Annotated in this window: 20 protein-coding genes; 15 read left to right on the top strand and 5 right to left on the bottom strand. The window is 38.4% G+C overall.

The features are described 5' to 3' along the window. The 6 genes from FSZ17_RS12145 (at nt 1) to FSZ17_RS12120 (ending at nt 4668) form a co-directional block, all read left to right on the top strand. Complete coding sequence (locus FSZ17_RS12145) at nt 1-468, top strand: tripartite tricarboxylate transporter TctB family protein (RefSeq protein WP_057776820.1); 468 nt, start codon at nt 1-3, stop codon at nt 466-468. A gap of 48 nt (nt 469-516) precedes the next feature. Beyond that, nucleotides 517-1572 carry an Ldh family oxidoreductase gene (locus FSZ17_RS12140; protein ID WP_057776821.1) on the top strand — a complete coding sequence of 352 codons (1056 nt, stop codon included), beginning with the start codon at nt 517-519 and terminating at the stop codon, nt 1570-1572. Nucleotides 1573-1610: 38 nt separating this feature from the next. Beyond that, entirely contained in the window at nt 1611-2594 is a 984-nt protein-coding gene (locus tag FSZ17_RS12135; protein WP_057776822.1) for a tripartite tricarboxylate transporter substrate binding protein, read from the top strand. Nucleotides 2595-2648: 54 nt separating this feature from the next. Further along, nucleotides 2649-2954, top strand: coding sequence for a UxaA family hydrolase (locus tag FSZ17_RS12130; RefSeq protein WP_057776823.1), 306 nt, complete (start codon nt 2649-2651; stop codon nt 2952-2954). Continuing rightward, nucleotides 2955-4118, top strand: coding sequence for a UxaA family hydrolase (locus FSZ17_RS12125; protein ID WP_057776824.1), 1164 nt, complete (start codon nt 2955-2957; stop codon nt 4116-4118). A gap of 247 nt (nt 4119-4365) precedes the next feature. Then, nucleotides 4366-4668: a YerC/YecD family TrpR-related protein gene (locus FSZ17_RS12120; protein WP_057776825.1), complete on the top strand. Its 303-nt coding sequence runs from the start codon at nt 4366-4368 to the stop codon at nt 4666-4668. 212 nt (nt 4669-4880) lie between these two features. Here the strand turns inward: FSZ17_RS12120 and FSZ17_RS12115 are convergent, their stop codons facing one another. The 4 genes from FSZ17_RS12115 to hppD all read right to left on the bottom strand — a co-directional run bounded on the left by FSZ17_RS12115 (nt 4881) and on the right by hppD (nt 9484). Then, nucleotides 4881-6038: a homogentisate 1,2-dioxygenase gene (locus tag FSZ17_RS12115; protein WP_057776826.1), complete on the bottom strand. Its 1158-nt coding sequence runs from the start codon at nt 6036-6038 to the stop codon at nt 4881-4883. A gap of 24 nt (nt 6039-6062) precedes the next feature. Beyond that, nucleotides 6063-7364, bottom strand: a complete 1302-nt coding sequence (gene fahA, locus FSZ17_RS12110) for a fumarylacetoacetase (protein ID WP_057776827.1) — start codon at nt 7362-7364, stop codon at nt 6063-6065. Next, on the bottom strand, nt 7361-8299 hold the full coding sequence (locus FSZ17_RS12105) for a hypothetical protein (protein ID WP_057776828.1): 939 nt from the start codon (nt 8297-8299) through the stop codon (nt 7361-7363). The genes fahA and FSZ17_RS12105 overlap by 4 nt, the downstream gene beginning before the upstream one ends. Before the next feature lie 63 nt (nt 8300-8362). After that, nucleotides 8363-9484 (bottom strand): 4-hydroxyphenylpyruvate dioxygenase, encoded by a 1122-nt coding sequence (gene hppD, locus FSZ17_RS12100; protein WP_057776829.1) that lies wholly within the window; start codon nt 9482-9484, stop codon nt 8363-8365. A gap of 234 nt (nt 9485-9718) precedes the next feature. On the opposite strand from hppD, the gene FSZ17_RS12095 reads away from it, so the two are divergent. The 5 genes from FSZ17_RS12095 (at nt 9719) to FSZ17_RS12075 (ending at nt 12726) form a co-directional block, all read left to right on the top strand. Continuing rightward, a complete protein-coding gene (locus FSZ17_RS12095; RefSeq protein WP_057776830.1) occupies nt 9719-9958 on the top strand; it encodes a DUF1450 domain-containing protein in 240 nt (79 codons plus the stop codon). Nucleotides 9959-10234: 276 nt separating this feature from the next. Then, nucleotides 10235-10459, top strand: coding sequence for a hypothetical protein (locus FSZ17_RS12090; RefSeq protein WP_057776831.1), 225 nt, complete (start codon nt 10235-10237; stop codon nt 10457-10459). Between the two features lie 122 nt (nt 10460-10581). After that, a complete protein-coding gene (locus FSZ17_RS12085) occupies nt 10582-11634 on the top strand; it encodes a F0F1 ATP synthase subunit beta (protein WP_057776832.1) in 1053 nt (350 codons plus the stop codon). A 22-nt stretch (nt 11635-11656) separates the two neighbouring features. Further along, on the top strand, nt 11657-12109 hold the full coding sequence (locus tag FSZ17_RS12080) for a GNAT family N-acetyltransferase (RefSeq protein ID WP_057776833.1): 453 nt from the start codon (nt 11657-11659) through the stop codon (nt 12107-12109). 128 nt (nt 12110-12237) lie between these two features. After that, nucleotides 12238-12726, top strand: a complete 489-nt coding sequence (locus FSZ17_RS12075) for a GNAT family N-acetyltransferase (protein WP_057776834.1) — start codon at nt 12238-12240, stop codon at nt 12724-12726. Nucleotides 12727-12924: 198 nt separating this feature from the next. Here FSZ17_RS12075 and FSZ17_RS12070 read toward each other — a convergent pair whose 3' ends face one another. Continuing rightward, complete coding sequence (locus tag FSZ17_RS12070; protein ID WP_057776835.1) at nt 12925-14490, bottom strand: MFS transporter; 1566 nt, start codon at nt 14488-14490, stop codon at nt 12925-12927. A 186-nt stretch (nt 14491-14676) separates the two neighbouring features. Between FSZ17_RS12070 and FSZ17_RS12065 the strand changes: the two genes are divergently transcribed. From FSZ17_RS12065 to FSZ17_RS12050, 4 genes are all read left to right on the top strand, one after another. Next, on the top strand, nt 14677-15570 hold the full coding sequence (locus FSZ17_RS12065; protein ID WP_057776836.1) for a LysR family transcriptional regulator: 894 nt from the start codon (nt 14677-14679) through the stop codon (nt 15568-15570). 302 nt (nt 15571-15872) lie between these two features. After that, entirely contained in the window at nt 15873-17348 is a 1476-nt protein-coding gene (locus FSZ17_RS12060) for an MDR family MFS transporter (RefSeq protein WP_057776837.1), read from the top strand. Between the two features lie 186 nt (nt 17349-17534). Next, complete coding sequence (locus tag FSZ17_RS12055; RefSeq protein ID WP_057776838.1) at nt 17535-17873, top strand: hypothetical protein; 339 nt, start codon at nt 17535-17537, stop codon at nt 17871-17873. A 106-nt stretch (nt 17874-17979) separates the two neighbouring features. Beyond that, nucleotides 17980-18522 (top strand): hypothetical protein, encoded by a 543-nt coding sequence (locus FSZ17_RS12050; RefSeq protein WP_057776839.1) that lies wholly within the window; start codon nt 17980-17982, stop codon nt 18520-18522. Nucleotides 18523-18560: the final 38 nt, after the last annotated feature.

The raw sequence follows: 18560 nt of genomic DNA, 5'->3' as shown, positions 1-18560 counted from the left end.
TTGAAGAGAACTTTTATCGAACGCTTTAAAAATATGGACACTCTGTTGGCAATTGTTATCCTGCTAGTAGTATCATTATTTATTGTTCAAAGTTTGGAATTTAATTATCCAGTTAATGTTTTTCCATTAACATTAGAAGGTTTAATTGCCTTATTCGCTTTGATTATTTTGCTAAGACCAAGAAAAATAAATAGGACATCTGAAGAGGAAAATCAAGGTACTCCAAATTGGCTTAAAATTGCAGGAATGTTTTTTGGATCGGTTATTTATCTAGTAATAATGCCTTTAGTCGGATTCTATATAACAAGCTTTATTTTTATTTCATTCACAGCATGGATAATAGGAAAGAACTATTCTCTTAAGGCTCTTGGAATAAGCTCAGCAGTCAGTTTAATGATTATGTTCTTTATTTTTGCAATATTCAGTTTGTTCGTTCAAGTGCCTACACCAAGTGGAATTTTGTTATAAATTAGTTTCCCTTGAACAAGAAGTAGTTTTGAGAGGAGAGAAATTTGGTTGGTCCCTGAAAAATTTTTAATAAAAAGTAGTGATTTAAACGACTTTTGTACACAGATTTTGTATAAGGCAGGTCTGCCGCAAGAGGAAGCAGTGTATGTTTCGACATTATTGACTGAGGCAGAATTGCGTGGTCGTTCAACCCATGGAGTAGTGAGGTTGAAAACATATATTGACTTTGTAAATAGCGGTTCAATTAATGTAAAGCCGAACATTAAAACTTTAAAAGATGAGATGGCTATAACTGTGATAGACGGCGATAACGGTTTTGGACAAATCGTCGCTACCAAAGCAATGGATCTTGCTATTGAAAAGGCGAAGAAATTCGGCGTTGGAATAGTCGGTGTTCAGAATAGTGGTCACTTGGGGGAGATTGGATTAATAGCAAAGCGCGTTATACCTCACAGGATGATCGGGTCAGTATTAACAAATGGAGGACCAATGATGGCTGCCTGGGGCGGCTCAAAAGCAGTTTTAGGAAACAATCCGTTCGCAGTGTGCGTGCCCAGAGAAAACGCGCCCCCCGTAATAGTCGATATGGCATTGAGTAAAACAGCCAGAGGAAACATTGTTTTAGCTGATCGAGAAGGTAGAACAATTCCTGAAGGTTGGGCTTTAACTAAGGAAGGTTATCCTACGACAGTTCCAAAAGAGGCCTTGTTAGGCAGTGTTTTACCTATGGCTGAGCATAAAGGTTATGCTTTATCTCTAATAATAGAGGTTATTACCAGCGTTTTGATTGGTGGGTTGCCGGGATACTCCTTAGGAATGCTCTCACCGCCTCAATTAGATCGCCCTTTAGGTACATCAAATTTAGTAACGGCAATAAATATTAATAATTTCATAGATTGGGAGCACTTTCAAATCGCATTAGAAAACTTATTAAGAACAATTAAAGAATCCGCCAGAGACGAAGAGAACATATTCATTCCTGGTGAACGCTCTGAAAAAATGCGTGAAAAAAGATTGCGTTTGGGAGTAGAACTAACTTCAAATATTGTAGCTGACCTAAAATACTTAGGAAAGGAGTACAATGTCAATTTTCCGTTAGACTGATTGATTAAGAAAAATATTTCAAGGGGGAGTTTCAATAAATGAACAGAATTTTTTTAATTGTACTTAGCATTATTATAACTACAATATTTCTTATGGGTTGTAATTCCGAAAAATCTAATTCGAAGGGAACTGAGGATAAACTTAATTATCCAAAGAAAGGTGTATCATTAGTTGTTCCTTTTAATCCAGGTGGGGCAAGTGACATACATACCAGAATTCTTGAAAAGTATTTTAAAGGAGAATTCGGACAATCCTTAACATTTGTTTATAAGCCTGGGGCTGCTGGTGCTGTTGGAACAGCGCATGTAGCTAGCATGAAGGATGAAGATCATACAATTATGGCTGCCAATTTTCCTGATATTGTAATTCAGCCATTAACTGTGACTGGAAATTTCAGTATAGATGATTTTGATTATATTTCAGAGGTCACTCATAGTCCTCTTATTTTCACGACAAGTAAAAATAGTAAATTAAAGACATTAGAGGATCTTATTCAAGCTGCGAAAAAGAGCCCGGGGAAGATTTCAATAGCTTATCCGCCAAATTCAGTTTCACATCTTTCGATTCTTGACTTCATTGATCAGGCCGGAATCAAAGTTACTCTAGTACCGTATAAAGATGGTGCTGAAGCGAAGGCAATGATTGTTGGAGAACATGTAGATTCAGCTATCGTTAATTTAGATTTAATGGTTGAAGAACTAGATCAAATAACTACTTTGGCTGTTACTACAGACGAACGTAATGATGAAATCCCAGAAATCCCTACGTTTAAAGAACAAGGATATGAAGTTGTTTCAGAATTAAGCAGAATCTATGTTGTACCAAAAGGACTTTCAGATGAAAAGTTAAATCGCTTACGAGAAGGCTTTAATACTATAGGCGAAAACTCTGATTATCAAAATGATATGGAAAAAGCAGGCCAGCCTGTAACGTGGCTTACAAGTGAAGAACTAGAAGAAAAGGTTCGTAAGTATCATGATTATGCTAAAAAACTTGTAGAAAAGCACAAATTAAATAAATAATTAACGCATTCAAAATCAAACTTAAACTTTTACGAAATTCGAGGAGGAAATCTTTTGAGAAAGGCAATCTGTTTAGATGAAAAAGATAATGTAGTTACTGCAGTATCAACTATAAAATCTGGTGAACAAATTTCATATTCTCATAATCAGTTAAATAATATAACACTTACTGTAAAAGATGAAGTTCCATTAGGATTTAAAATAGCAGTAACTGACATCAGGGAAAATGCACCTGTTATAAAATACGGAGAAGTAATTGGCAAAAGTACAGAAGAAATATCCAAGGGGTCTATCGTGCATACCCATAATCTTAAAAGTATTCGCGGAAGTAAAGATGCCTTTGTAGAAGGGGGCTGCTAGATGATGCAAGAATTTTTAGGCTATCGCCGTGAAAATGGAGAAGTAGGTGTTCGTAATCATGTGGCGGTTTTATCGGCAATGGATAACTGTAATGGAATCGTGAAAAAGATATCTTCACAAGTAAGGTATGTTCTGCCGATTACCGTATGGTATGGACGAACTCAATATAGTGATGATGGTGATTTAACCTATTTCAATTCACTTGTTGGTCTTATGCAAAACCCGAATATACACAGTGTTTTAGTTGTGAGTCTTGAATCTGTATCAGCAAAAAAACTTTGTACTGCTATTAGCGAAAAAACTGGTAAACGCGCTTTATACATCGCGGTTCAAGAAGAAGGGAATAGCATTAGCGCTGTAGCTAAAGGTGTTGAAATTTGTACCAACCTAATTTCTATTGCATCAGAAGTAAAATTAGAAAAGTTTGATTTAAGTTATTTAACGATAGGCGTAGAGTGTGGAGGTTCAGATACGAGCTCAGGTTTATCTGCTAATCCAGCATTAGGCAAGATCGCTGATATAGTAATTAACGCCGGAGGTAAAGTAATTTTATCAGAAACATCAGAAATACTCGGTGCAGAACACATATTAGCAAAAAGAGCGATTAACGATAGAGTTAAAGAAAAATTGCTCTCAATAGTAAGAAACATAGAAATGGAAACAGTCAAAAATGGAATAAACATTTCAGAAATTAACCCGAGCCCTGATAATAAAGCTGGAGGTTTAACAACATTAGAGGAAAAATCATTAGGAGCAATCATTAAAGGGGGATCATCACCTCTTCAGGATGTAATTGAATTTGGCGAAACGCCTAAAGAACCAGGATTTTTTGTCATGGACACTCCTTCACCAGCAACTGAATCAATGACAGGGCTCTCGGCAGGCGGCGCGCAAATAATTTTGTTTGCAACTGGAAAAGGAAATATTATTGGATCACCTATATCACCTACAATAAAAGTTACGGGAAACCCTAATACCGTTGAGTATTTTGGACCGAATATAGATTTTGATGTTAGCTCCGTTTTTTTGGGACAGCAAACCCTTGATGATATTATAGAAGGTTTGCTAGATTTTATGATAAAAGTAGCTTCTGGTAAAAAAACAAGGTCCGAAATATTAGGTGACGAAGAAATTGTCCTAAAGCCAGTACCTTTGGTAATTTAACGAAAAGATTTGAAGCTCCTCTTCAAAATGGGGTAGTGTATTAAAATCATGAGTATTTAAAGTATTCTAAGAAGAAAAACTGTATAAATAGTAACTTTGGTGTTAAACACGGGCTATTTAAAATAAGAAGTTAATAGTTTTGTTGACATAGTAGAGCTTAAATGCGCACGGGAGATTTTGAGAACAATTTTCCACCATAATGAAGATTATTTAAATTGTAAATTCCATATGTCAATGGAGGCAGGCAATGTTTATAAAAAAAACACCTGAAAAAACTGTAGCGCAGTTGTATAATGCTATCCTTTCTTTACACACAAAACAAGAATGTAAAGCTTTTTTTGATGATCTGTGTACCATGAATGAAGTGAAGTCCTTTATTCAAAGACTTGAGGTTGCAAGAATGCTTAGAGAAGGCGATACATATATGGACATTCAGGTAGAAACTAGTGCCTCATCGGCTACTATAACAAGAGTTAAGAAGTTATTGGATTATGGGAGTAGTGGTTATCAATTAGTATTAGATCGCATAGAGGCCTCTGGTAAATCCTAAGAGGGGGCTGGATAATCAATTGTTTAATGAAAGAAACGTCCCGGGCCGGGACGTTTCTTTTGGTGACCATTTGTCGTGTACTGTGAAGCTAAAAGAGGTCGACAATGTTACATGCAATTCGTGAAAAACAAATATAAAAAATTTATTTTTACACCAGAATCACCGTTTCTACATTTCTCTCTTAATATCTCGAAAAACTTTTTTGAGTTCCTTTATTCTTCAAACCAACTGCTCATATAGGAAGCATCCTCATAGTGATGCGCCTGTTTTACCACACGGAGTGGACGGAAGGTATCAATCATAACTGCTAGCTCTTTTGTTTCTTTTTTACCAATACTCTCCTCCATTTTTCCTGGATGTGGCCCATGCGGCAAACCACTAGGATGAAGCGTGATCGAGCCCTCTTCAATTCCACGCCGGCTCATAAAATCACCATCTGCATAGTACAACACTTCATCGCTCTCAACATTGCTGTGTACATAGGGAGCCGGTATGGCCTCTGGATGATAATCGTATAGACGAGGGACAAATGAGCAAATTACATAATTATGTGCTTCAAAAGTTTGATGCACGGGTGGTGGCTGATGAACTCGGCCGGTAATGGGTTCAAAATCATGAATGCTAAACGCGTAAGGGAATAAATATCCATCCCAACCAACAGCATCTAGTGGATGGAAATCAAAAAGATAGGAAGTTAACATCCCTTGAGCACGTACCCGAACTTCAAATTTCCCTTTCTCGTCTTTCGGCTCTAATCTTTCTGGTGTTCGAAAATCGCGTTCACAATAGGGTGAATGCTCGAGGAGCTGTCCGTGCTCATTGCGATAGCGTTTCGGTGAAACAATGGCTGAATTCGATTCCACAACTAGGAAACGTGCCTCATGTGTATCCAGGACCACACGGTAGGTAGTTCCCATTGGAATGATGACGTAATCTCCCGGATAAAAAGAGATTTCTCCAAAGATACTTTCAATTTTTCCTTTGCCTTCATGTACAAACAGCATTTCATCACATTCTCCGTTACGATAATAATATGACATAGGCTGTGTTGGGCGAGCAACGCCGATCGCCAGATCATCATTAGCCAGTAAGATTTTTCTTGCTTCCAAAAAATCTCCACCTGGTTCTGTATTCCATGTAAGAAAATGGCGATGTTTGAGAGCGTCCTTTTCTTCAAATTCATACTGAATATCTTTAATTTTTCTTGCCTCTTTGACTCTTGTTGGGGGATTGATATGATAAATCAATGATTGAATACCCGAAAATCCTTTTGTACCCATTACTTGTTCGTAATAGAGTTCACCATTTTCCTGACGAAATTGAGTATGGCGTTTATGCGGGACATTTCCCATCTTAATATAATGCGGCATAAACTTTCCTCCTTCTTTCTTGTATCATTTCTTAGTATATGGATGTATTAATTGCTTGGTCTGGTGATGATGTTCAACAGGGAGTACCCGGCTGGTCACTTCACCGAATCCGATACGATAGCCTTCCCCCTGGCACCACCCCGTTATTGTCAACTGATCTCCATCTTCCAGCCACACTCTCTTTTCTTCATTTTCCATGAGAATGGGCTCCGTTCCACGCCAAGTTAGTTCCAATAAGCTACCCCTTGATTCTTTTTCAGGTCCGCTAATCGTTCCGGAGGCAAGTAGGTCACCCGGGCGTAAATTGCATCCACCTACAGTGTGATGCGCAATCTGTTGAGCCATACTCCAATAGAGGTAACGGAAATTACTGGTTGTGATGCGATGTGGCAAAGCCATTCTCTCACCTTGTAGCGAGACTTCTAGATTAATATCAAAAGCACCAGCTTTGTTCGTCTGCAAGTAAGGAAGTGGTGCAGGGTCCTGCTTTGGACCAGCTGTACGGAAAGGTTCCAGCGCATCCAAAGGTACCACCCAAGGAGAGATGGAAGTAGCAAAATTCTTGGCTAGGAACGGTCCGAGCGGTTGATATTCCCAAGCCTGAATATCACGGGCACTCCAATCATTAACTAACACGAGACCAAAGATTTGATCCTCTGCATTTTCAATTGAGACTGGTTCTCCCATTTCGTTGCCCGGTCCGATAAACCAGCCCAGTTCCAATTCAAAGTCGAGCTGGAGGCAAGGTCCAAACAAAGGTGAAGCGGCATCGACTGGTTTCATCTGACCTTGAGGACGGCGTATGTCGGTGCCACTGATAACCACTGAGCTGGCCCGACCGTGATATCCGACCGGTAAGTGGGTCCAGTTTGGCATGAGAGCATTTTCTTTACCTCGAAACATAATTCCTACATTCGTTGCATGCTCTTTGGAAGCATAGAAATCTGTATAGTCTCCAATATCTGCTGGAAGAAGCATTTCTACATCTGCTATTAAGTGAAATCCTTTTGAACGAATTGCTGAATTATCACGTATATCAGGCGTGTCGGCATCCAAAAGATATTGAAGCTTCGACCGCACCGCAGACCATACTGGACGGCCAAGTGCCATAAATCCATTTAGTGAAGTTGCTGAAAAGATATTCTTTGCTTCCGCGCCAGTGCCATCTAATAATCCAGCTTCATCGATCACAGATAAATCGAGAACATAATCACCTATGGCTGTACCAACTCGGGGGCTTAGCCCTTTTTTTTGAAAAATACCGTATGGCAGGTTTTGGATGGGAAAATGTGAATCCGTTTTTGTTGTGATAAAGGAATGCTTCATTGTATTTCCTCCCCGTAAAATATAGTGAGCTCTCCCAGTTCTTCCCGGGGCTCATCAAAGCTGCAGCTTCCATACGAAGTGGCAAAGAAGGATCGAGCATCATTGATTTCAGAGGAACTGACAGTTAAGTTGCCCCAGGAAAGCGTGTTTGTTGTAAAAGAAAAATGTGTTGGGTCCTCATCAAGTAATATCTCTTCAATTGTTTTTGCATCAATAGAATGGCAATAAGCCAATAGGGCAGCGGTAAACACATTGACAAAGCCGTGCATGGTTGTGTCTACTTCATTTCGGTACTGACGTATTGGATGATGAAGACCCGCTGTGAATTTAAGTGCCAAGTCCCGTTTTTGACATTCATAGATCACGAACGCTGCTTGCTTGGCAGATGGAAATAATTGCTTTGCCATACCGCCCATTCGCATTTTTATGCCGATACTTTTCAACGATTTTTTATTAAGTCTATGGATAGCATCTATTGAATATTGAATTTGATCATTTGTTCCTGTTACTTCGAAATAAACAGGAAAACGCTCTGTTCTATTTTCAATTTTTTCTAAGATAGAAAGTTCGACATATGGCGTAAGCGGTATTTCAATTGCTTTTACAGTACCAGCAGTTTTATAAGTCTTTAAAAAAAGATTAATAGCTTCCAAGTCTTGTTCCAATTCCGCCGGATTTAAAATGATGGATAAGCGGAGTGGAAACTGCTCGGTAAAATGTGACTTATATGGCTCGAGTTCAATTAATCGGGTTGCAGGTATAACAAATGGACCAAGCATCCAGCTATCAGAGCCATTCATATAAGTGTGATAGTTAGAGATAGCCTCTGAAAGAGGAAGAGAGGCTGGAGGAAATAATCCTGCATAATCAATGAGTTGGGTCATAAAATGACTAATTGCAGCTTCTGTCCATTTTCCATTTACTTTGGTTAACATTACGTTCAACCCTCCCTTTAAAGCAGGTCATGATAATTCTTCACAGGCATGACCCGTTCAATATTAAATATTTCCGCGGAGTTCTTGCTCACGCTCAATGGATTCAAACAGTGCTTTAAAGTTTCCCTCCCCAAAGCCAAGTGCACCTTTACGCTGAATAATTTCTATGAATAGGGTAGGACGGTCGACTAGTGGTTTTGTGAAGATTTGGAGTAAATACCCTTCGTCATCTCGATCGACAAGAATGTTCAGCTCTTGAAGTCTTTTTACGTCTTCATCAATATCGCCAATACGGTTTGCTAGCTCTTTATAATACGTTTCTGGTGTCTTCAAAAATTCAACACCATTTTCTTTTAACGCAGCCACTGTGCTAATAATATCGTTTGTTAATAGGGCAAGATGCTGCACACCCGGTCCATTATAATAGTCAAGATATTCTTGAATCTGTGACTTACGCTTTCCTTCAGCTGGCTCATTAATTGGGAATTTAATACGTCCTGTTCCATTCATCATCACTTTAGACATAAGTGCGGAATATTCTGTTGAGATGTCTTTATCATCGAAATGTTTCAGGACGCTGAATCCAAAAACATTTTCATAATAACTCGTCCATTCCTCCATGACTTCCACGTTTCCGACGATGTGATCCACACCAACTAATCCAGAGGATGGGGATTCAATCCGGTCTTTACATGCCTCAAATCCTGGTAAAAACACACCTTTGTAATCTATATTTTCAACAAGAGTGTGAATCGTATCACCATATGTACCGATAATGGCTTTTTTTACTCTGCCTTTTTCATCTTCTTCAACCCAAGGTTCCCGGATAGCTATACCTCCGCGTTCAATTGCTCCTGAGTATGTTTTTTCTAAATCCTTGACAAGAAGAGAAATATCTTTGACACCTTCCCCGTGTTTTTTAAGAAACTCGGCAACATTAGTACTGTCTGAAAGTGTTCCAGTTAAAATTAAGCGAATCGCCCCTTGTTCCAACATGTAAGAAACTCGGTCGCGGCTCCCAGTCTCAAGACCCCTATATGCCACCAGTTTAAAACCAAATGCCTTTGAATAATAATACGCAGCTTGTTTTGCGTTACCTGTATAAATTTCAAGATAATAGACATTCTTCACTGGGAAAATTTCTTCTGGCTTAGATTTTAATGATGCCATCATTTTTTTTGCCACTAGTAACACTCCTCTAATTAAATTATTTAACAAACAGAATTTTCGAAAAACTATACGTGATGAAACACATGATAATACATTAAATTTTTTGATGCAAACAGATGTTTCAACGCGTTTATTATTTAGGGTATTGCTACTTTATTGAGTTAATACAAAGTCGCGTTCGGGTATGATCTTGTATATTTTTAAAAAATTCAGTTAATATACTATCAATATAATAAAGGGGAGTTAGAAATGGGAATTGACGTTAAATTTTGCCCTTGTAACTTTGAGGATGAATTGGAAATTATTAAAGAACGGTTAATGGAACGGAGCGATTTGAACTTAATTGAAGAGCGGTGCTTGCTTTATTGCGGACAATGTTTGGTTAAACGATTTTCAATTGTAAATGGTGAAAACATTGTTGCGAATGATGCGGATGAACTTCTTTTGAAAATAGAACATTACGTAGATAAATTCAAACAGAAAAATTGAATAAATAACTTTTTCCTTCATCTGACCCAAATCAAGATTCCCTAGGTGATCCCAAATTTCTTTATTAATGGGGTGGGGTGTTGGAATATCAGCACCTCTATTTCTGTATAGTGAATGTATTATAATAATAATCCGGTTTTGGACTTCGCTATGAAATAGAGTGAACCCACTACTTAGGTGTTTTTTTATGAATAATATCAATAAAGTTATTAAATTTATGGTATTATTTTAAATAGGAAAATTAATCCATATGGTACTTACAAATGGGGGGTTATGATGACAGGAACGATCGCAGTTATTATGATATTTTCAATTCCAATTATCGCTATAGTGACAGATCATTTTCAAAAACAATCAAAAGTGAAGCAAAAAATGATTCAGGATCAACTTGAACTTGAAAGACTAAAACACGAAAATTATTTGATTGAAACACAAAAAATGAGACTTGAGCTAGAAAAAATGCAGATTGGCGATTCAAACAATGATAAAAAAATATTATGATCAATGGGCCTCTCTATTAGAGAGGTCTTTTTATTAACGAAAAATAAATTACGCTAAAGAGTAATAATATATTGCTTATTAAGGTAAAATATATTACTTTATAAAGTAAGGAGGTGTAAAAAATGGAAAACTTGAGATTAAATGTTTCACTTTTGCGAAGAAGGGTTCCAAATTTAACAACAGCTGCAAAGTCTGTTGGTTTGCGTCCTGCAACGGTTTCGAATTTATGCACTGGAAAGATACCAGTAGGACGATCTGAAGTTCGCACATTGGTAGCTCTAGCATCATTGGCAGAATGCAGTTTGGATGAATTGATTATAAGAGGGGAGAATGTTGAGATGATCGAAACAAAGATTAAGGCGCTTGATTTGTTCGCACCACTTGCCAAGGGAGGAACAATCGGTCTTGTTGCAAGACAAAAAATGGGGCAGCTTGTCTTACTTTCTGAATTATTTTTCCGGCTGAAAAAAGAATCGTTCACTACTATTTTGCTAATGCCAGAAGGAGACTACCCTGAATTAAAAGATGTAACGATAAATACGGATATTATTGTCCATTCCATTGAAGAAGCATATGAGAAAATCGCAGAAAAAGGCAGCATATCTGAAATTGTTTTTGCTGCAGATAGGAGACATGTTCTGACAGGAGAAATATTTGAACTACAAGAACGAATCGAAGCAATAAATATTGCGTCAATAACAACATTTTTAGTTGATTTAACAGGAGAAGCTGCTGATGAAGACCTTCCATACGGACCTCTTGAAACGATTTGGCAATTTGACGCGGATCTAACAGCAAGACATAAGTTTCCAGCAGTAAATCCAATCTATTCCACCTCTTCTGTACTCGAAGGAGCACATCTAGATCAAACTCATCTCACTATCCAACAGCGCGCACAAAAACTTCTGCGCCGGTACCGGGAGCTTCGTTCATTAGTCAATGCAGGCGGCATGGAGCGAATCCCAGCATCAGAAATCCAAACTTTTAAACGTGGAGAAAGACTTGAAGCATATTTAACGCAGCCATTTTATGTAGCAGAGGCTTATACAGGGAAGAAAGGCGAATCAGTTCGTTTACATGAAACATTACAAGATGTAAGAAAGATACTAGACGGTTCAGCTGATTCGTTAGCTATTGAAGAATTAAATTATATAGGTCAGTTGATTGAAAAATAAATATTTAACTAGGGAGCAAGAAATGCAATTAAGAATATTAGCAATTGACGAAAAGCCTCCAATCGATTTGTTATTATTAGCTGATCCATCCATAGAAATGATCGAGGAATACATTCATAAGGGCGATTGCTATGTTTCAGAGTGGGATGGAAGCATTCAAGGTGTATTCGTATTGCTTTCAACTCGGCCTGGTATTGTTGAGCTAGTCAATGTGGCTGTATCAAAGGAACATCAGGGCAAAGGCTATGGAAAGAAATTGGTTTTAGCTGCAATCGATATAGCAAAGTCAAAAGGCTATAAAACGATTGAAGTTGGAACTGGCAATTCAAGTATAGACCAGCTCGCACTTTATCAAAAATGCGGATTTCGAATGATGTGGATAGACAAGGATTTTTTTATACGCCACTATAATGAATTAATCTATGAAAATGGAATTCAATGTGTTGATATGGTCCGGTTATCGATGGATCTATAATAGAAAGATAAATCAAAGTTTTTGATGAACCCTTTGACGGGGTTCTTTTTTTTCTTTAAAAAGGGAAAAAATAGAAACCCATTGAAATATAATCTAACTGTAAAAAATAATCGGCAAAGGGAGAATTTATGAACATTATATTAACTGAAGTGAATGAGAAGAATTTTTGGAATGTGATTAATTTAAAATCTGACTTAGATCAGGAAAAGCGAATTCAAATTTTTGAGAGATGGGTTGGTTCCAATACTTTTTTTCTAGCAGCTTGCCAAGTTTATGGCTTCATACCAAGGGCAATTTATGATGGAGAAACCTTAATCGGTTTTGCATCACATGGTTTGAACAAAGAAACCGGAAGATACGAATTAATAAGCCTAATGCTTGGCCATCCTTTTCAGGGAAAGGGTTATGGACTCCCGATATTAAAGGCAGTTATAGATGAAATGGCTGAAATATATTCATGTAAAGAAGTATATCTGTCCGTTATTTATAATAATGAAGCTGCCATACGTATATACGAGAAAATAGGGTTTAAGCCAACAGGAGAGATTGAGGAAGGGCATCATCCAGAGCCTATTTATCGTTTAGATATTAATGAGTATTTAAGCCAAAAAATATAAGGGTAAAAAGTCTCTAAGATTCTTGTAAAGCACTTTTAATATAAGCTTTACAAGAATCTTTTATTATTCAGAAAAAGCTCAGTGCTACATCAACTTTATTTTAATTTGAAAAATTTTTCTGATATTCTTGCACCAAAATAATTATTATGAATCGGATACCATTAACCAAGTCCCACTCCTCCTAATAGAGCTTCTTATCTACCGAATGCTTCCCGTAGACGCTTTGTTATTGCTTTTTTGGTATACTCGGCCCATAAACAGAAGTGCACAAATTCCTGCAAATAAAGTACCAATTCCGCTGACGAGGAAGGCAACGTGCATTCCCTCGACGAACACCTGTGCACCCTCAGATAATATAAGTTGTCTCACATCCTCCGGAAGAGGACCAACCTGAGATAATGACATGTCTCCTCGTGAGAATGCAATAGAGATCCGTTCTTTTATTTCATGCGGAAGCTGAATGGCAGTCAATTTGGACGGTAAATTTGTATGGATGTATTGTGAAACCAACGCTCCAGAGAGGGCAACACCGAATACAGCTCCCACCTGACGGAAAGTGTTAGACACCCCAGACACGGTCCCAGCAATCTCAGGTGGAAAAGCCGTCATAAGAGCCACTGTCGCCGAGGAGCCCACTAAAGAGACGCCGATACCGAGAAGCACGAGTGCCCACCAGTAAGTGTCATTACCGCTGCCCACATCCACCATGGTAAGCGCTAGGAGTCCTCCCCCCGCCATAACCGATCCAATGACAATTAGAGGTCTAGGTCCTACCTTAGCAGCAAGCACACTCCCAAAAAATGAGGCTACCATAACCGCTGCCGTAAGAGCCAAAAACCGGATGCCGGTTTCGATGGGGGAGAAGTTGTTTATGTTCTGGAGTAACAGGGTTAGCAAGAAGATAGCGCCATACAGGCCGAATAAGCCAAGAAAATTAACGGAGCAGGCGATAGTGAAGATCCGATTACGGAATAGACCGAGTGGCAGTAACGGTTTTTCATATCGATACTCTTGGAACACAAATAACAGAAGCGCGATAGCGGCAACGATGAAAGTCGTAATTATCGCCCCTGAATCCCAGCCTAAAGAATTCCCTTCAATTAAGGCGTAGCTGAGCGCACCAATTCCAAGAATAAAAAACGTTTGTCCAATGAAGTCAAACTTTCGGGAAGTTATATTCCGATTTTCATGCAAAATTCGAAATAACACGAGTGCGATTACAATTCCAATGGGCACATTGATCCAGAAAATACTTTGCCATCCGTAGTATTCGACAAGCCATCCTCCGACAACCGGCCCGGCAGCGAAGGCTATTCCTCCGACCCCCGCCCAAATCCCGATCGCTTTTGCTCTGGAAACAGGTTCCTCATAGATTTCCCTGATGATCGCAAGTGAAACCGGGATCATAAATGATCCGAAAACTCCCTGTAAAATGCGTCCCACTAGCAGCATTTCGATGGAGAGGGAAACTGCACAAACAATTGAGGTAAGAGAAAAACCGAGCAGACCGGTAATAAAAACCTTTTTTCGCCCAATAGCATCACCGATGGTACCCGCAGAAAGCAAGAGGCATGAGAAAGTGAGTGCGTATGCGTCAATAATCCACTGCAACCTTGATATATCTGCATTTAACTTGATTTGGATGTCAGGCAGTGCAACGTTCACAATTGTTGTGTCCAGATATACCATAAACAAGCCGAAACAAAGGGTAGTCAGCAGGAGGCTGCGGCGTTGTTTAGTGTCAATCGGTTCTTTCATAGACATCGCTTATCATCCTTTCCTGTTTTTTTAAACACTATTTGCATAGTAACCGTAGAATGGTTTTGGATCGATCTGTCAATTTCATTGTATTTGTTGACAGCATATTACGTCTAATTTATTATTTTCATTAAATACATGCACAATATTTATGGATTATTTCTGTTCAATCAAAAGGAGGCTGCTTGATCTATGGAATGGAATCAACTGGAATACTTTTTAACAGTAGCGCGGTTGCAACATGTAACACGTGCCGCAGAGGAGCTTTCGATTACACAGCCTGCTCTCAGTCATTCGATTGGAAAGTTGGAGGAAGAACTCGGTGTGTCACTGTTTGAACGAAGTGGTCGGAATGTCCAGCTCAATCGATATGGAAAGGTGTTTGCTAAACGAGTCGAGGCTGCCATTATGGAAATAAGAAAAGGAAAGCAGGAGATTGAGGAACTAACGAATCCGGAAATAGGAACGGTTTCTTTGTCTTTTTTACACACGCTGGGAAACGAATTCATTCCGACTTTGATCAGTTCATTTCGCAAACGATACCCTAACATTCATTTTGAACTATACCAGGGCTCGAATACATTCATTATCCAGAAGTTAGAAAAGGGCGCGAGCGACTTTTGCATCACATCCCCAAAATTTGATGGGAATGGAATGGTATGGCTGCCACTTATTTCGGAGGATCTTTATGTCGTTGTTCCGAAGGGCCACAAATTATCCAATCGACGTGAGGTTGATTTGCACGCTATTACCGAAGAACCGTTTATCGGATTAAACACAAGCTGTGGATTCCGTTCAATATACGATGACATTTTCCAAAGTGTAGGTTTTCATCCTAAAGTTGCATTTGAGGCAGAAGATCTTTCCACAGCTGCTGGATTTGTATCTGCAGGACTTGGTGTTTCTTTGCTGCCTTCTACAGCAGGATTAAGGATGGATGGAACTTCCTGGTTGACAGTCAAAAAACCGATATGTTCTTGCACGATAGGTTTGGCATGGAAGGATAAACGTTATCTGTCACCTGCCGCTAAGTTATTTAAAGACTTTTGTAGTAATCATTTTTGTTATGTTTCAACTGAAGATTAAACCGGAGGAAGAATCGGCTTTTATGATTTCTCTTATTCTTCTATTATTAGTTCCGTTACACCAGCCAATATCAACTAGTAAGAAAGACATTTTAAAGGAGTCTATTTGCTTTAAGTATATTGTTTTTTTATGTAAATATTTAGCTTTCTTTGCTAAATATAACTCTAAGAATCAATTGACTTTTTTTGCACGAAAATTTGTGTTAAAATAACTTTCTGGTTTTAGTCTAATAACTGTAAGCAGGCCTTTTTTTTGAAAGACACATCATAAACATCCTTTTTAGAAAAGGAGAAGGAGTACGTATGTCAGTAAAAACAGAAAATAACAATGAAGCATTTTCCATTAAAACCATCATAGGACCGCTATTAGCTGTCATTGTTGGTATGATAATGGTAATTCTTGATAGTACGGCGATGAATGTTGCCTTGCCTGGAATAGTGGAAGATTTTAATTCTGATGTTTCGACCATGCAATGGTCCATAACAGGTTATACGCTTGCATTATCAGCTGTTATTCCTTTAGCTGGTTGGATGACAGACCGATTTGGCGCAAAAAGGATATTTTTAATTACAATCGCCCTATTTACACTTGGTTCCGTTCTGTGCTCTGTTGCACAAAACCCTGAACAGCTTATCCTCTATCGGGTAATTCAAGGGCTGGGGGGAGGAATGGTAGCGCCAATAGGAATGGCCATTATATTCCGACTTGCACCTCCGGATAAGATAGGGGCTATCATGGGAACACTTGGGGTTCCGATGTTATTAGCACCGGCACTTGGGCCTGTTTTAGCAGGATATCTTGTAGAATACGTTACTTGGCATTGGATTTTCCTTATTAATTTGCCAATCGGTATTATTGCAATTTTGGTTGGAATGAAATTTTTACCGGAAGTTGAACGAAAGACCGTTCCATCCCTTGATTATTTAGGAATTGTATTAGCACCTATCGCATTTGCAATGCTAGCATATGGAGTGAGTGAAGGGGGCAAAAGCTGGACTTCAACGGAAACTCTTACCGGATTAATTGTAGGTGGAGTTGCTCTCATACTATTCATTATCGTCGAACTTCGTCAAAAGCAGCCTTTATTAGAGCTGAGAGTTTTTGGATCTTCTGACTTTAGAAAAGGGATTGTGATTGCATGGATTTCCCAAATCGCATTATTTGGGGTTATGATTATTGTCCCGTTATTTTTACAAACAGTAAGAGGTTACGGTGCATTAGATACTGGTTTAATTCTACTTCCACAAGCTCTAGCATCAGGTGTTATGATGCCAATCGGAGGGCGTTTATATGATAAAATAGGTGCTCGTCCTTTAGCTATAACAGGCTTGTCTATTATTACTGTAGCGCTAGTTATGCTTTCACGTATTTCAATGGATACAACTACCGGATATATCATTACATGTTTAGTAATGATGGGAGCAGGAATGGGTCTATCCATGATGGCAATTAATACCCATGTTCTTCAATCCGCTCCAAAACATCTTGTAAGTCGCGTCACACCATTAACAACTGCGGCCCAACAAGTAATGGTTTCATTTGCAGTAGCAGGTATGACTGGGTTCCTAACGTCAAGAATTACTGATCATATGACAGAAATACCTAACCCAATTGAAGCTACCGTTACAGCCTACGGTGACACGTTCCTTCTAGCTGCAGGGATTGCATTAGTAGGGGCACTTTTAGCAACAATCCTTAGTAGACCAAAACAACAGCCGGAACATGCACCAGATGATGAAACAAAAGAAGCGAATGCCAAAATGATGGCAGGACATTAAATAGAAAAACGGATGATTCTTCTATCTAATTAGTTGATCTTCCGCAATCGGGCGTTATCCTTAAACCAAGGATAACGCTTATTTTTTAAACTAAATTTAAACTACAGGTCACCTCAATTTTCCATTTGCCGAGTAAACTGGAATTTGAGGTGATTTTATTTTTTATAAAGAAAGGGGGATTTCTAAATGAAAAAAGCAATTCTAACGGTTATTATCACTATATTTATTATCGGAGTTATCCATATTTCAATAACTCCGATGACGTACAAATCGTATACACTTGATGCTTTTTGGTTCTTAAGTGCCGGTTTTACACTCATTTTTCTTACTTTTTTAAATTATATTCTTATTAATATCAGTCAAAGGCAATTAAGAATTTTTGTAGTATGTCATATTGCAAATATACTATGTACTATTTTCATTGGGTTGATTCTTACGATCGCATTCTATCCACATATAATTTTCTTGTTTCTTTTATTAGTTACTTTAACCTTGCTTGTCTTTAGATTTCAGTTCTCTTCTTAACCACTATTTTGTTTAAAAGTCACCCAGAAATATCTGGCTAAGCTTATATTCGATCGAGAGTAATTCTGCAGGGCTTTATTTCTTAAACAAGAAGGGAGAATGTTTTTTGAACTTATATCATGAGAAACATATGAGGTCAGAAATAGCTGATAAAACATATTTGACTAAAGGATGGGGCTATGTTGCAGCTCTTGCACTGTTGCCTTATGCGATTTTAAAATCGCTTTGGGCATGGGGATCAACGGTAGGAATTACAACAAAACAAGCTGTAGAAAACGTAGCAGGGTTTGGTGAAACATTAAAGGAAGGACCGGCTTTTCTATATACTTTATATACCATCGGATTAGACTTCACAGCTATCTTGGCGATACTGGCATCTATATTTGCTTTAACACTCGTGACTTCCTGGGGGGAGAAACTACCAAAATGGTTATTAATCATACCAGGATGGTCAGTTGGAATGTTGACAGTTCTAATTAGCTTCTTGACAGTTCTTCAATTTTTAGGAGTGCTTCCAAAAGGATACACCGACGGATTAACCAGTTGGGTGTATGTGGTAACGTATGGTGGATTGTTCTTGTGGGGAGTAACTGTATTTATGGCGACTCTGTCGTTCCAGCATCGGATTAAAAACAAACAATCTCCTTAAAAAAGGTATATTAGGCAATAATCTACTTCGAGTGCCAT

Origin of the sequence: Cytobacillus dafuensis (assembly GCF_007995155.1) — a bacterium.
Classification (GTDB): Bacteria; Bacillota; Bacilli; order Bacillales; family Cytobacillaceae; genus Cytobacillus; species Cytobacillus dafuensis.
This window is presented reverse-complemented; position numbering and strand designations above follow the sequence as displayed.

What these genes read in the sequence shown, in the direction of transcription:
- FSZ17_RS12135 (WP_057776822.1), top strand. Translation starts at nt 1,611, where the DNA reads ATGAACAGAATTTTTTTAATTGTACTTAGCATTATTATAACTACAATA.
- FSZ17_RS12070 (WP_057776835.1), bottom strand. Translation starts at nt 14,490, where the DNA reads ATGTCTATGAAAGAACCGATTGACACTAAACAACGCCGCAGCCTCCTG.
- FSZ17_RS12065 (WP_057776836.1), top strand. Translation starts at nt 14,677, where the DNA reads ATGGAATGGAATCAACTGGAATACTTTTTAACAGTAGCGCGGTTGCAA.
- FSZ17_RS12090 (WP_057776831.1), top strand. Translation starts at nt 10,235, where the DNA reads ATGACAGGAACGATCGCAGTTATTATGATATTTTCAATTCCAATTATC.
- FSZ17_RS12120 (WP_057776825.1), top strand. Translation starts at nt 4,366, where the DNA reads ATGTTTATAAAAAAAACACCTGAAAAAACTGTAGCGCAGTTGTATAAT.
- FSZ17_RS12075 (WP_057776834.1), top strand. Translation starts at nt 12,238, where the DNA reads ATGAACATTATATTAACTGAAGTGAATGAGAAGAATTTTTGGAATGTG.
- FSZ17_RS12080 (WP_057776833.1), top strand. Translation starts at nt 11,657, where the DNA reads ATGCAATTAAGAATATTAGCAATTGACGAAAAGCCTCCAATCGATTTG.
- fahA (WP_057776827.1), bottom strand. Translation starts at nt 7,364, where the DNA reads ATGAAGCATTCCTTTATCACAACAAAAACGGATTCACATTTTCCCATC.
- FSZ17_RS12105 (WP_057776828.1), bottom strand. Translation starts at nt 8,299, where the DNA reads ATGTTAACCAAAGTAAATGGAAAATGGACAGAAGCTGCAATTAGTCAT.
- FSZ17_RS12085 (WP_057776832.1), top strand. Translation starts at nt 10,582, where the DNA reads ATGGAAAACTTGAGATTAAATGTTTCACTTTTGCGAAGAAGGGTTCCA.
- FSZ17_RS12125 (WP_057776824.1), top strand. Translation starts at nt 2,955, where the DNA reads ATGATGCAAGAATTTTTAGGCTATCGCCGTGAAAATGGAGAAGTAGGT.
- FSZ17_RS12095 (WP_057776830.1), top strand. Translation starts at nt 9,719, where the DNA reads ATGGGAATTGACGTTAAATTTTGCCCTTGTAACTTTGAGGATGAATTG.
- FSZ17_RS12060 (WP_057776837.1), top strand. Translation starts at nt 15,873, where the DNA reads ATGTCAGTAAAAACAGAAAATAACAATGAAGCATTTTCCATTAAAACC.
- FSZ17_RS12055 (WP_057776838.1), top strand. Translation starts at nt 17,535, where the DNA reads ATGAAAAAAGCAATTCTAACGGTTATTATCACTATATTTATTATCGGA.
- FSZ17_RS12115 (WP_057776826.1), bottom strand. Translation starts at nt 6,038, where the DNA reads ATGCCGCATTATATTAAGATGGGAAATGTCCCGCATAAACGCCATACT.